The sequence below is a fragment of the Blautia sp. An46 genome, from assembly GCF_002161645.1.
In the GTDB taxonomy this organism is placed as follows: domain Bacteria; phylum Bacillota; class Clostridia; order Lachnospirales; family Lachnospiraceae; genus Blautia; species Blautia ornithocaccae.
This window is the reverse complement of the sequence record NZ_NFIF01000021.1, coordinates 1-14022: the sequence shown is the minus strand read 5'-3', so window position 1 is coordinate 14022 and position 14022 is coordinate 1. Positions and strand designations below refer to the sequence as shown.

Genomic DNA, 14022 nt, shown 5'->3' with positions numbered 1-14022 from the left:
GCCGGGAGGGCGGGCTTTAAATATAGATAAAAGAGGTCAGAAAATTGAATAGAGAGACAAAGAAGAAAATAAAGACAGCAGGAGCAGTTTTGTTTGTGCTGTATATTCTTGTGCTGATATATTTCCTCTTTTTTGCAGACAGATACGGCCAGATGGCTTTTGCAGAGAGGGAATATCACTATAACCTGGTGCTTTTTACAGAGATCCGGAGATTCTGGACTTACAGAGAGCAGCTGGGTTTCCTGGCTGTTGCAGCCAATCTTCTGGGAAATGTTGTGGGATTTATGCCCTTTGGTATGATCCTTCCTCTGATCAGCAGAAATGCAAGAGGATTTTTCTTCATCACTTTCTCTGGATTTACACTGAGCCTGTGTGTGGAAGTGACCCAGCTTATGACAAAACTGGGGAGCTTTGACGTGGATGATCTGATAATGAATACCCTGGGAACTGCGGCAGGATATCTGATCTTTGCGGTATGTCATAGCATATATGATAAGAAAAGAGGACGGAAATAATGGCGGGAAAACGATATAAATATTCTTTTGAAAACAAAAACCATGCAACTAAGGGAGTAGTTTCGGCTGTCTGTGCAGGAATTTCCTTAGGGATTTTCTGTGTGGCTTCTCTGTGCTCTCTGGCTTATCACGGAAACGGAGGCATATATCTGGGCGCTATGGGCCTGACAGCTCTGGGGATTTCTATATATGGTTTTGTCATGGGCCTGAGAAGTTTTTCTGAAAAACACAAAAATCAGAGATTCAGTAAAATCGGTGCTATGACAAACGGAGTGATCATGGTAATCTGGCTGGCTTTATTTTTGGTAGGGCTTTCTTAAGGAGGAATGAAGATGGGGAACATAGAAGAACGTCTGAAAAAGCAGATGGAATTTTTGCTGGAAGTAGATAAACTGAAATTTATCAACAGGCAGACCTATCTGTCTGATGGAAAACGAAAAGAAAACGATGGAGAACATTCCTGGCATCTGGCCCTTATGGCCGTGCTCTTGTCTGAATATTCCAATGAGGAAATTGACCTGGTGAAAGTGATCACCATGGTACTGATCCATGATATTGTAGAGATTGACGCAGGAGATACTTATGCTTATGATGCTGTTGGCAATCAGTCCAAGAGGGAGAGCGAAGTAAAGGCTGCGGACAGGATCTTTAATATTCTTCCAGAAGATCAGGCAGAGAAACTTCGCCGGCTCTGGGAGGAGTTTGAGGCCTATGAGACTCCTGAGGCAAAATTTGCTCATGTGTGCGACAACGTCCAGCCTTTAATGCTCAACGATGCTACAGACGGACTGGCCTGGAGAGAACATGAGGTGAAAAAGTCCCAGGTACTCCAGAGAAACAGACGGACTGGAGAAGGCTCCCAAGTGATGATGGAATATATTAACCAAATTTTAGATAAAAATGTAGAAAGTGGTAATTTGAGAGATGAATGATGAATTAATGCAGGAACGTTTTTCCCTGATGAGGGAAAGGATCAGTGAGATTCAGAAAGAAGAACTAGTAAAAGAACCATATAGAGATTTTTTCAGAAAGACAGGTGATTTTATCCTGGAGATCTGTCAGATACATGACAAGATCAGAGAAGGCTGGCTGGAAAAGGCATCTATGGAGGAACTGGAAGAAAACAATCGTAAGATGTATGGAGATATTCTTCCGGAGCATTATGAAGAGTCTTATGGAAATCCGGACTATGCGCAGAAAATCCTGGGTAGGGATTTCGGACAGCTTCTTAGCTTCCTCTACACAGAGGTAAGAGATATGATTGTCTTTGCCTATGAGGACATGCTTTTTGACATGACAGTGACCATGGAGCTGTTTGTTCAGATTTATAACCTTTTCGAAGATCCGGAGGTTTCCCCAAAAGACGTAAAAGATGCCATTTACTGGTATGTCAGCGACTACAGCGATGAAATGGTAGGACACCGGATTCGGGGATGTGTAGATCCTTCTCTGGATTTCGCAGTGAAGATTATCTGTGAAAGTGATCTGACAGATCTGCGGTATCTTTATAAGTATGGCGAATATATATCAGAAAATGAGTTATCCATGGCGTCTTTCCTTAATACTCTGCCGGAAGAAGAAATCCAGGCTATGGCGAGAACCTATACAGAAGGTTATCGTATCGGCTTTATTCAGGGAAGAAAGGATATTACTAAGAAAAAGACTGTCAATATCCGTTTCCAGCTGGGATTTGAGAGAATGGTAAAAGCGGCCATTGAACAGTTCCGGGAAATGGGATTGGTTCCTGTAATCTACAGAAGCGCTGTCCATAGTGTGAATAAAAAACAGGGCAACAGACAGGGGTATTACGGAGCCATACCTAACCGTCAGTTTGATTATGACCATAAAGATGACGCAGCTCTCTATCTGGACCATGAGTTTGTCCAGAGAAAGCTGCGGGTCCTTCAGGTGTCTTATGAGCAGGTAAAAGAACTGGCCAATGGCCTTGGGGGACCTGCCTGCATTGAAACCTTTGGAGAGAAGCCTTTTGTGCCGGTATCCAAGAAAGAAGCCTGCACCCTGTCTACTCATCAGCAGAAGCTTCAGGTAAGCTATGACAATGAGGCGGGACAGATCGTGAACCGGTATATTAAAGGAGAAGAGAGAAGCTTTACCATCATTGCTTATCCTGTAAAAGAGATCGGAGAAAACTTCGAGGAAATTTTCCGGGAGACAGTGAAAATCAATACTCTGGATAATAAGCTGTATGAAAAGATCCAGCAGAACATTATTGAAGCCCTGGATAAAGGGGAGTATGTAAGGATTAAAGGAAAAGGCGGAAATCAGACGGATTTACGAGTCCATCTTCATCATCTGGATAACCCGGAAAAACAGACAAATTTCGAGAACTGCGTGGCAGATGTAAATATCCCTGTAGGAGAAGTCTTTACCTCACCAGTGCTTAGGGAAACGGAAGGCGTGCTCTTTGTCTCTAAAGTATTTTTAAATGGTCTGGAATATCAGGATCTGAAGATTCGTTTCCAGGATGGAAAAATTGTAGAGTATACTTGTGAAAATTTCCAGAATGAAGAGGAAAACCAGAACTTTATCAAAGAGAATATTCTTTATCACCACGATACGCTTCCTCTGGGAGAATTTGCTATCGGGACAAACACCACAGCTTATGTTATGGCACAGAAATATCAGATCGGCCATCTTCTGCCAATCCTGATCGCAGAAAAGATGGGGCCTCATTTTGCTGTGGGAGATACCTGCTACAGCTGGAGCGAAGATACGCCTGTGTATAATCCTGACGGCAGGGAGATTATTGCCAGGGACAATGAGGTCTCTATCCAGAGAAAACAGGATGTCAGCAAGGCTTACTTTGGCTGCCATACGGATATCACCATTCCTTATGATGAGCTGGATTCTATCTGGGTGGAGGCCCTGGACGGCAGTGAAATTTATATTATCCGTGACGGAAGATTCGTGCTGCCGGGTACAGAGCCTCTGAATGAAGCTTTCGCTTCTTGACAAGATTTGTAACTATAGGTAAAATTGTGCTGTAAAAGTTAAATCCAAATTAAATAACAAAGGAGAATTATCATGGCAAAAGTTGGAATTGTTATGGGCAGTGACTCTGATATGCCTGTTATGAGCAAAGCGGCAGATATGCTGGAAAAATTCGGAATTGATTATGAGATGACCATCATCTCTGCCCACAGAGAGCCGGATGTATTTTTTGAGTATGCAAAATCAGCAGAAGAAAAGGGCTTTAAAGTAATCATTGCAGGAGCAGGCATGGCCGCACATCTTCCGGGAATGTGTGCAGCGATTTTCCCGATGCCGGTAATCGGTATCCCAATGCACACTACATCTTTAGGCGGAAGGGACTCTCTGTATTCTATCGTACAGATGCCAAGCGGTATCCCCGTTGCTACAGTAGCCATTAACGGCGGAGCAAACGCAGCAATTCTGGCAGCCAAGATTTTAGCCACTTCCGACCCAGAACTTCTGCAGAAATTAAAAGACTACAAAGAAGAACTGAAAGACCAGGTAGTAGCCAAAGACAAAAAATTACAGGAAGTAGGATACAAAAATTATAAGTAAGCACTTAAGGATTGGCGAGCCGAAGGCGGAGCTTCCAAGACACTTAAGGATTGGCCAGCCGAAGGCGAAGACAGAGTTTACTTTATATGGAGGAAAGAAAATGGATTATAAGAACGCAGGTGTGGATATTGAAGCCGGCTATGAATCAGTGGAACTGATGAAGGAACACGTAAAGAAAACTATGCGGGAAGAAGTTCTGGGAGGCTTAGGCGGCTTTTCCGGCGCTTTCTCTCTGAAGAAGATCAAGGAGATGGAAGATCCGGTACTCCTTTCAGGAACAGACGGCTGCGGAACTAAAGTAAAATTGGCTTATCTGATGGACAAACATGATACTATCGGAATCGACGCCGTAGCTATGTGTGTAAATGATATTGCATGTGCAGGAGGAGAACCTTTATTCTTCCTGGATTATATTGCATGCGGTAAGAATTATCCGGAAAAGATCGCTCAGATCGTAAAAGGTGTAGCTGAAGGATGTCTCCAGTCCGGAGCTGCCCTGATCGGAGGAGAGACAGCAGAGCATCCGGGACTTATGCCAGAGGAAGAGTATGACCTGGCAGGTTTTGCCGTTGGCGTGGTAGAGAGAAAAGATCTCATTGACGGAAAAGATCTGAAAGCGGGAGATGTGCTTATTGGTATGGCTTCCTCAGGAGTACACAGCAACGGGTTTTCTCTGGTCCGGAAGGTATTTGAGATGACTACAGAGTCTTTGAACACCTACTATGACCAGTTAGGTAAGACACTGGGAGAAACTCTTCTGGCACCTACCAAGATTTATGTGAAAGCTTTGAAAGCTGTGAAAGAAGCCGGAGTGAGAGTAAAGGCCTGCAGCCATATTACCGGCGGCGGATTCTACGAAAACGTTCCAAGAATGTTAAAGGACGGAGTCTGCGCAGTGATTGAAAAAGACAGTTATCCGGTACCTCCGATTTTTGGCCTGATGGCAGAAAAAGGAGATATCGAGGAACATATGATGTACAATACCTTTAACATGGGTATCGGTATGGTCGTGGCTGTGGATCCGGCAGATGCAGAGAAGACCATGGAGGCTATTAAGGCAGCAGGAGAAACTCCTTATGTGATCGGAAAGATCGAAGAGGGAGAAAAAGACGTAAAATTAGTATAAAAGAAAGGACAGGGTTGCAGCAGAAAAAGAAAATAGGGATTTCTGCAGCAGCCCTTTTCCTGTCTGAAAGGAAGGCAGAATATGTTGAAAATGGCAGTTTTGGTCTCCGGAGGAGGCACAAATCTTCAGGCTATTATAGACGCTATCGACAGTGGAAAGATTACCAATGCAGAGATTTCTGTGGTAATCAGCAATAATGCCAAAGCCTATGCTCTGGAGCGGGCAAAGCAACATGGCATTGAGTCTCTCTGTGTATCACCGAAAAATTTTGAAACAAGAGAAGAGTTTAACCAAAAGCTTCTGGAAACTATCCAGTCCTATGGAGTGGACCTGGTTGTCCTGGCGGGCTGTCTGGTGGTGATTCCGGAGATTATGGTAAAGGCTTATCCAAATAAGATCATTAATATCCATCCGGCTTTGATCCCATCTTTCTGCGGAACAGGCTATTATGGGCTGAAAGTCCATGAAGGAGTACTGAAACGTGGGGTGAAAGTAACAGGGGCCACGGTGCATTTTGTAGATGAAGGCACAGATACAGGGCCTATCATTCTTCAGAAAGCGGTAGAGGTCCGTCAGGACGATACTCCTGAGATTCTTCAGAGAAGAGTAATGGAAGAAGCTGAATGGCAGATTATGCCTGAAGCAATTAATTTGATTGCAAATCATAAGGTACAGGTAATAGATGGACTAGTAAAGATCAGCGAATAAGAGAAAGGGGAAAAAACCAATGAAAGTATTGATTATCGGAAGCGGCGGAAGAGAACATGCCATTGCCTGGAAGGTGGCTCAGAATCCTCAGGTGGAGAAGATTTACTGTGCTCCCGGCAACGGCGGAATCGGACAGGTAGCAGAGTGTGTACCCATCGGCGCTATGGAATTTGACAAACTGGCGGCCTTTGCCAAAGAAAGGGAGATTGACCTTACTATTGTGGGAATGGATGATCCTCTGGTAGGAGGCGTGGTGGACGTCTTTGAAAAAGAAGGACTCCGGGTATTCGGACCAAGGAAAAATGCAGCTATCCTGGAAGGATCCAAAGCTTTTTCCAAAGATCTGATGAAAAAATATAATATTCCTACAGCAGCCTATGAAAACTTCGATAATCCGGAAGAGGCCATTGCCTACCTGAAGGAAAAGGCAGAATTCCCTATTGTGCTGAAAGCTGACGGACTGGCTCTGGGAAAAGGAGTGCTGATCTGCAACACTCTGGAAGAGGCAGAAGAAGGAGTTAAGACCATTATGCTGGACAAGAAATTCGGTTCAGCAGGAAATACTCTGGTTATTGAAGAATTTATGACAGGAAGAGAAGTATCTGTTCTTTCCTTTGTAGACGGAAAGACCATCAAAACCATGACTTCCGCTCAGGACCACAAGAGAGCCAAAGACGGAGATCAGGGTCTGAACACCGGCGGCATGGGAACTTTTTCTCCAAGCCCCTTCTATACCAAAGAAATTGATGAATTCTGCCAGAAGAATATTTATCAGCCTACAGTAGACGCCATGGCGGCAGAAGGAAGAGAGTTTAAGGGGATTATCTTCTTCGGTCTGATGCTTACGGAAAAGGGGCCAAAGGTCCTGGAATATAACGCCAGATTCGGCGATCCGGAGGCTCAGGTAGTCATCCCCAGAATGAAAAATGATATGGTAGAAGTCTGCCAGGCCTGCATCGACGGGACACTGGACCAGATCAATCTGGAGTTTGAAGACAACGCAGCAGTATGCGTAGTTCTGGCTTCTGACGGATATCCGGTATCCTACGAAAAAGGATTCCCCATTGAAGGTCTGGAGAACTTTGAGGGCAAAGAGGGATACTATGTATTCCATGCAGGTACGGCTTTAAAGGATGGAAAAATCGTTACAAACGGAGGCCGTGTCCTGGGAGTGACCGCCAAGGGCGCAGACTTAAAAGAGGCAAGGAAAAACGCCTATGCAGCTACAGAATGGATTCAGTTCGAAAATAAATATATGCGTCATGACATTGGCAAGGCCATTGATGAGGCATAATTACGCCAGTTTTTACTCTGAGTATCATAGCTGAATAATTAGAAAAATTTAGAAGTTTATAAAAAGTCAGACTTCAGGTAGATGGAAACTATCCTGAGTCTGACTTTTGTCTTGCAACAATTATTCAGTTGTGCTATCCTATGTATAACAAAACAAAAGAAAGCAGGGAGCATTGTGATTATTGAAATTGATTTTAGCAGTGACGAAGCGATTTACATACAGCTTTGTAATCAGATCATTATGGGAATCGCCACGGACCAGCTGAAAGTGGGGGAAACTCTTCCCTCTGTGCGTCAGCTTGCGGATACCATTGGCATTAATATGCATACGGTAAATAAGGCTTATTCTGTATTAAAGCAGGAAGGCTTTCTGACCATAGATCGGAGGAAAGGAGCGGTAATTGCCATTGATGTTGATAAGATAAGGGCCCTGGAGGAGATGAAACGTCAGCTTGCAGTAGTTCTTGCCAGAGGGTGCTGCAGGAATGTTTCAAGGGAAGAAGTCCATGCTTTGATTGACGAGATTTTTGACGAATATAAGTAGAACAGGAGACATTGATGAGAGAGCAGTATTCAGTTTGGGCCAAAAAGGCCCTGAAACAGGCGGAAAAAATTGCAAAACAATACAGCCATAATTATATCGGGACAGAGCATCTTCTGGCCGGACTTCTGGCAGTAGAGGAAGGAACGGCTGGCCTGATGCTTACAGAGACAGGCGTGACCGGGGAAAAGCTGTTCCAGTTGATTGATGAACTGGTGGCGCCTTCCCAGGCAACAATGCTTGAAGAGCCCCAGGGATATACTCCCAGAACAAAACAGGTCCTGGAAAGAGCCCGGGCAGAGGCTGAGAGACTGGGGGATAAAGAAACAGGAACAGAGCATATTTTGATTGCTATGCTGAAAGAATACGACTGTGTGGGAACCAGACTGCTTCATACTATGGGCGTGAATATCCAGCAGTTATATACGGGGATCATGAAAGCCATGGGAAAAGAGGGGGCTATATCCAGAGAGGATTTCCAGAATGGCGGCCAGAGGAGTCAGGGAAAAAGCGCCACTCCCATGCTGGACCAGTTCAGCCGGGATCTTACAGAGGCGGCTGCTCAGGGAAAACTGGACCCAGTGGTTGGAAGAGAGAAAGAAATTAACCGTATTATCCAGATATTGAGCAGAAGAACAAAGAACAATCCCTGTCTTATTGGTGAACCGGGAGTAGGAAAGACAGCGATTACCGAAGGACTGGCCCAGAGGATTGTCTACGGTCTGGTTCCGGAGAACATGGCGGATAAGAGGATCGTGGTCCTGGACCTGTCGGCCATGGTAGCAGGTTCTAAGTACCGCGGAGAATTTGAGGAACGTATTAAAAGAGTTGTCCAGGAAGTGATGAGTGACAGGAATATACTTCTGTTTTTGGATGAACTCCATACCCTCATTGGCGCAGGCGGCGCAGAAGGAGCTCTGGACGCCTCTAATATCCTGAAGCCTTCTCTTTCCAGAGGAGAGATTCAGCTGATTGGCGCCACTACTATTGAAGAATACAGAAAATATATTGAAAAGGATCCTGCCCTGGAGAGAAGATTCCAGCCGGTTATGGTAGAAGAACCTTCCAGGGAAGAAGCAGAAGAAATTCTGAAAGGCCTGGTGCCATACTATGAGGAACATCATGGGGTCAAGATTGAGGAGAGTGCTGTAAAAGCGGCTGTAGCAATGGGAATCCGGTATATTAACGACAGATTCCTTCCGGATAAAGCCCTGGACCTTTTAGATGAAGCCTGCTCCAAAGTCCAGCTTGCCGGTTATAAAACTCCCGAAGGTCTGGCTGCAGAGGAAATGCGCCTTCATACTCTTTATGAAGAGAAGGAAGCGGCTGTTATGGCCCAGGACTTTCAGAGAGCAAGTGAACTTCAGGAAGAGCAGAAAAAGGCAGAAGCGGCTATTGAAAAAGCAAGAAAGCGTTTTGAAAAACAGTGCAGGAATAAAAAACTGACGGTTACAGAAGAGCATATTGCCCAGGTTACGGCAGAATGGACCAAAATACCTGTGAAGAAGCTGACAGAGGGAGAATCGAAACGGCTGGCAAAGCTGGAGAGCCTTCTTCACAAAAGGGTAGTAGGACAGGATGAGGCAGTTAATGCTGTGTCAAAGGCCATCAAGAGAGGACGGGTAGGGTTAAAAGACCCCAAACGCCCCATTGGTTCTTTCCTTCTTCTGGGGCCTACCGGTGTAGGTAAAACGGAGCTTTCCAAGGCTCTGGCAGAGGCTGTTTTCGGAAGTGAAGATGCCATGATTCGGGTGGATATGTCTGAATATATGGAGAAGCACAGTGTTTCGAAGCTGATCGGTTCTCCTCCGGGATATGTAGGATATGAAGAAGGAGGTCAGCTCAGCGAAAAGGTAAGGAGAAATCCCTACAGTGTCCTTCTTTTCGATGAGATTGAAAAGGCCCATCCCGATGTATTTAACATACTTCTTCAGGTCCTGGACGACGGACATATTACCGATGCTCAGGGACGGAAAATCGACTTTAAAGAAACCATCATCATCATGACCTCTAACGCAGGAGCCCAGTCTATTGTAGAGCCGAAACGGCTGGGATTTGGCAGCACAGAGGACAAAGATGCAGACTACAGAAAAATGAAAGACAGTGTAATGGAAGAAGTGCGCCGTCTCTTTAAACCGGAATTTTTAAATCGTATTGACGATATTATTGTTTTCCATATGCTGTCCAAAGAAGAGATTAAGAAAATCGTGGGACTTCTTCTGAAAGATTTTATCAAGCGCTGCAAAAATCAGATGAATATAGAGGTAAAAGTTTCAGACGGGGTGAAGGAACTGATCGCTAAAGAAGGCTTTGAACCTAAGTATGGAGCCAGACCTTTAAAGAGAGCAATCCAGAACAAGATTGAAGATGCCATGGCAGAGGAAATTCTGGAAGGCAGGATACATGCCGGAGATAAGGTGTCTGTGGGCCTTAACAAAGAAAAAATCAGATTTACTGTACAGAGAGAAAAATAAAGATTTGCTGGCAAAAAATCAGATTTTATGGTAAGATTTTTGTAAGTAAAAGAAAATTCCGCAGACTGCGGAGACAGAAACCAAAGACATTAGGGGAGGACATGGAAATGTCAGTAGTAAAAGAATTAATTCGTACAGAAGACAACGGAAAGATCAGTTTTGGCAATTATGAATTAACCGTAAAATCTAAGCTGTCTGATTTTGAATTTGACGGCGACATGTACAAAGTTAAAACATATAATGAGATCACAAAGCTGGAGCGGAACGGAATGTTTGTTTACGAATCTGTTCCAGGAACTACAGTGCTGGATCTGGATGCTGAAGAAAACGGCATGAGTTTTGTAGTAGAAGGACCAAAGGATGCGCAGATTACTGTGGAACTGGAAGAAGATACTTCCTATAAAGTAATTATCGATGGAGTAGAAGCCGGCGAGATGAAGACAAATCTGGGAGGAAAATTATCTTTCAGTGTGGAACTGGAACAGGCAGAGCAGGTATCTGTGAATATTCAGAAACTGTAAGACAGGTTTGAACGATTGGTATTAATCAGTCGGAATGTGAACATGTCGGTACATTAAGTATAAAAGAGGATGTGGCACAGAATTTACTTTTGGGTAAATCGTGCGGCATCCTCTTATTCGTATGATAAGCCTGACAGAAAGCGATGATGTCTGTATAGACGGGTATCTGCCGGGCAACCACAGAAATGGAAAGGATTTTGTGTATGGCAAAAGGAAAGAAGACAGTTTTCTTCTGTCAGAACTGCGGCTATGAATCTCCCAAATGGATGGGGCAGTGTCCGGGATGCAGACAGTGGAATACTTTTGTAGAAGAGATTGTAACAACAGGAAATAAGGCTCTTCCTTCTCAGGGCCAGGGAAGTGCAGGCGCTAAAAATGAGCCAGTGGCACTGACAAAGATCCAGGCCAGGGAAGACGACAGGATAAAAACAGAAATTGAAGAACTGGACCGGGTTTTAGGAGGAGGAATTGTCCAGGGGTCTATGGTTCTTGTAGGAGGAGATCCGGGTATTGGCAAATCCACCCTTCTCCTGCAGGTCTGCCGGCAGCTTTCCGGCAAAGGTCATAAGGTGCTGTATATTTCAGGGGAAGAATCTCTGCGGCAGATTAAACTGCGGGCAGAACGGATAGGGAAATTTAACGACCAGCTTCTCCTGCTGTGCGAGACAAATCTGGAGACCATCCGCAATACCATTGAAAAAGTGAAGCCTGAGGCGGTGGTGATCGATTCTATACAGACCATGTATAATGAGCAGGTTTCATCGGCACCGGGCAGCGTATCTCAGGTACGGGAATCTACAGGAATCCTTATGCAGATTGCCAAAGGACTGGGAATTTCTGTATTTATCGTAGGTCATGTAACAAAAGACGGAAGTGTGGCAGGGCCCAGAGTATTGGAGCATATGGTAGATACGGTGCTGTATTTTGAAGGGGACCGGCAGGTAGCCTACCGGATCCTGCGCAGTGTAAAAAATCGTTTTGGCTCTACTAACGAAATCGGAGTTTTTGAAATGCAGGATAAAGGTCTGGTTGAGGTGAAAAACCCTTCCCAGGCAATGCTCAACGGCAGGCCTACAGATGCCTCAGGTTCTGTAGTAGTCTGCTCAATAGAAGGCACCCGTCCCATCCTCATTGAAATACAGGCATTGGTTACTAAAACAAATTTTGGGCTGCCGAGAAGGACATCTGTGGGAATCGATTACAACAGGGTCAATCTTCTGATGGCTGTTCTGGAGAAAAGAGCAGGGCTGCATCTGGGGGACTGGGATGCCTATGTGAATCTGGCAGGAGGAATGAGACTGGGAGAGCCTGCCATAGATCTGGGAGTTGTCATGGCCATTGCATCCAGCTATAAAAATAAAGTAGTGGACGAGGGCCTGCTGATTTTCGGAGAAGTAGGATTGTCCGGAGAAATCCGGGGCGTAAGTATGGCTGAACAGAGAGTCCGGGAAGCAGAAAAGCTGGGCTTTACAGCCTGTTTGATGCCAAAGGCAAATTTAGACAGCATCCAGGGGAAATACCGGATACGCCTGATTGGGGCGTCCAATATTAAAGAAGCTATGGAATATATTTGAATATAAAATAGAAAACTGACGGAAGAGAGATACTGAAAAGAAGGAAAAAAATGAGAGCAATAAAGACAGTAAAACAAGGCATTAAGGGAATGTTTAGCCAATATGCCGGACTTCGCAGAGAACTGTATGTATTATTCTGGGGAAAGGCAGCTACGAATATGGGGGCTATGATATGGCCTATGCTGACACTGATCCTAAGCAATAAGCTGGGACTGGAGGCAAAAGAGATTGCTGCAATAACTATCAGCCTGGGCGTGATACAGTTTCCCGTAAATCTTATAGGAGGAAAACTGGCGGACCACTGTAATAAAAGAAACCTTATTATCTGCTGTGATCTGGTAACAGTAGTCTGCTATCTTTTAGCTGCCTGCTTTCCTGTTTCCATGCATCAGATTTTCTTGTTTTTTACAGCCAGTCTGTTTCAGACAGTGGAAAACCCTTCCTATGATGCTCTGGTAGCAGATCTGAGTTCTTCAAAAGACAGGGAGCGGGCTTACAGCCTGATTTATCTCGGACTGAATCTTGGGCTTATACTGGCACCGACTATTGGTGGAATGCTTTTTGAAAATCATTTGAATTTAGCTTTTGTAATAGATGGTTTAACAACCCTTTCTTCTACGATTTTGATTTTCCTTTTTATCAAGGATATTACCCCGGATAAATCCAACAAGAGCTCTGTATATGAAGAAGCAAAAGGAAAAAACTCTACATGGTCAATACTATGGAATCAGAAAATTATTCTCCTGTTTTTCCTTGCCTGGGCTATCTATAACTTTATTTATGCACAGTTTAATTTTTTGATCCCTTTAAATCTGGAAGAATTATATGATGCACGAGGAGCTGTTTACTTTGGATTTCTCACCAGCCTTAACGGTCTGGTGGTGATTATTGGAACACCGCTGCTGACAAAATATACAAAGAATCTTCCTGATACAGCTAAGCTGATTGCCGGTACGTCCCTAGTGACGCTGGGACTGTCCATGTATGTTTTTATACAGGGGCTTATTCCTATGTATTATGTATCCATGACTATTTTTACCATAGGAGAGATTTTAAGTACACTGGGCACTTATCCCTACATGACCAGGAGGGTACCTGCCTCACACAGGGGACGGATTTCTTCAGTGGCAAATATCTTTATAGGTGCTGCTTCCTATTATTCCCAATGGTATATCGGAAATCTGCTGGAAACTCAATCCATGGTCACAGTATGGAAAATAATCACAAGTATTGGATTCGTGGGTATCCTGTTATATTGCGTTCTAAGAAATATAGATAAAAGAACCTTTCCATTATTATATAAAAAAGCAAAAAATCTGCAGCAGGCTGACAGTGTATCTGAATTGTAAGGAATAATGTTAAAAGGAATGGCTCCGGAGGCTGACTATCTGCCGCCGGAGTTAATTGGTTCATGACAATAGACAGTTCGCAGGGCGTGCTGTCTATTGTTAAGATAACATCTGGGAAAAAGCAGAAAATATAGATATACAGGCAAAAAGAGGAAGGGATAAAATAGATGAAAAAAGAAATTTGGAAAAATTGTAAAAAACTTGTTGACAAAGAGAAAACACTGTGGTATTCTAACATAGCTGTCGGCGAGATCGGTGCTCTCAGGAACTTCTGAAAATCTTGAAAAAAGAAATTTTCAAGAAAATGAAAAAAGTTCTTGACAAGCCAGAAAAGATGTGATAATCTAATATGGCTGTCGCAAGACAGGGACC

Annotated in this window: 13 protein-coding genes; all 13 read left to right on the top strand. The window is 44.1% G+C overall.

From position 1 onward, the window contains the following. Nucleotides 1-44 precede the first annotated feature (44 nt). The 13 genes from B5G00_RS15075 (at nucleotide 45) to B5G00_RS15015 (ending at nucleotide 13650) form a co-directional block, all read left to right on the top strand. Nucleotides 45-515 (top strand): VanZ family protein, encoded by a 471-nt coding sequence (locus B5G00_RS15075; RefSeq protein ID WP_087274216.1) that lies wholly within the window; start codon nucleotides 45-47, stop codon nucleotides 513-515. Further along, a complete protein-coding gene (locus B5G00_RS15070; RefSeq protein WP_087274214.1) occupies nucleotides 515-835 on the top strand; it encodes a DUF6142 family protein in 321 nt (106 codons plus the stop codon). The genes B5G00_RS15075 and B5G00_RS15070 overlap by 1 nt, the downstream gene beginning before the upstream one ends. Nucleotides 836-847: 12 nt before the next feature. Then, nucleotides 848-1447 carry an HD domain-containing protein gene (locus B5G00_RS15065; RefSeq protein WP_242971381.1) on the top strand — a complete coding sequence of 200 codons (600 nt, stop codon included), beginning with the start codon at nucleotides 848-850 and terminating at the stop codon, nucleotides 1445-1447. Further along, complete coding sequence (locus B5G00_RS15060) at nucleotides 1440-3488, top strand: aminopeptidase (protein ID WP_087274212.1); 2049 nt, start codon at nucleotides 1440-1442, stop codon at nucleotides 3486-3488. Before B5G00_RS15065 ends, B5G00_RS15060 begins: the two co-directional genes overlap by 8 nt. A gap of 72 nt (nucleotides 3489-3560) precedes the next feature. Further along, nucleotides 3561-4064 carry a 5-(carboxyamino)imidazole ribonucleotide mutase gene (gene purE / locus B5G00_RS15055; protein ID WP_087274210.1) on the top strand — a complete coding sequence of 168 codons (504 nt, stop codon included), beginning with the start codon at nucleotides 3561-3563 and terminating at the stop codon, nucleotides 4062-4064. Between the two features lie 100 nt (nucleotides 4065-4164). Next, complete coding sequence (purM, locus tag B5G00_RS15050) at nucleotides 4165-5190, top strand: phosphoribosylformylglycinamidine cyclo-ligase (protein WP_087274208.1); 1026 nt, start codon at nucleotides 4165-4167, stop codon at nucleotides 5188-5190. A gap of 81 nt (nucleotides 5191-5271) precedes the next feature. After that, nucleotides 5272-5898 (top strand): phosphoribosylglycinamide formyltransferase, encoded by a 627-nt coding sequence (gene purN, locus B5G00_RS15045; RefSeq protein ID WP_087274206.1) that lies wholly within the window; start codon nucleotides 5272-5274, stop codon nucleotides 5896-5898. 19 nt (nucleotides 5899-5917) lie between these two features. After that, complete coding sequence (gene purD / locus B5G00_RS15040) at nucleotides 5918-7192, top strand: phosphoribosylamine--glycine ligase (protein WP_087274204.1); 1275 nt, start codon at nucleotides 5918-5920, stop codon at nucleotides 7190-7192. 174 nt (nucleotides 7193-7366) lie between these two features. Then, nucleotides 7367-7735 (top strand): GntR family transcriptional regulator, encoded by a 369-nt coding sequence (locus B5G00_RS15035; protein WP_087274202.1) that lies wholly within the window; start codon nucleotides 7367-7369, stop codon nucleotides 7733-7735. A 14-nt stretch (nucleotides 7736-7749) separates the two neighbouring features. Further along, a complete protein-coding gene (locus B5G00_RS15030) occupies nucleotides 7750-10206 on the top strand; it encodes an ATP-dependent Clp protease ATP-binding subunit (protein ID WP_087274199.1) in 2457 nt (818 codons plus the stop codon). A 107-nt stretch (nucleotides 10207-10313) separates the two neighbouring features. Then, a complete protein-coding gene (locus tag B5G00_RS15025; RefSeq protein ID WP_087274196.1) occupies nucleotides 10314-10727 on the top strand; it encodes an endosialidase in 414 nt (137 codons plus the stop codon). A gap of 203 nt (nucleotides 10728-10930) precedes the next feature. Then, entirely contained in the window at nucleotides 10931-12301 is a 1371-nt protein-coding gene (gene radA, locus B5G00_RS15020; RefSeq protein WP_087274194.1) for a DNA repair protein RadA, read from the top strand. A gap of 50 nt (nucleotides 12302-12351) precedes the next feature. Then, nucleotides 12352-13650, top strand: a complete 1299-nt coding sequence (locus tag B5G00_RS15015) for an MFS transporter (RefSeq protein WP_242971380.1) — start codon at nucleotides 12352-12354, stop codon at nucleotides 13648-13650. Nucleotides 13651-14022: the final 372 nt, after the last annotated feature.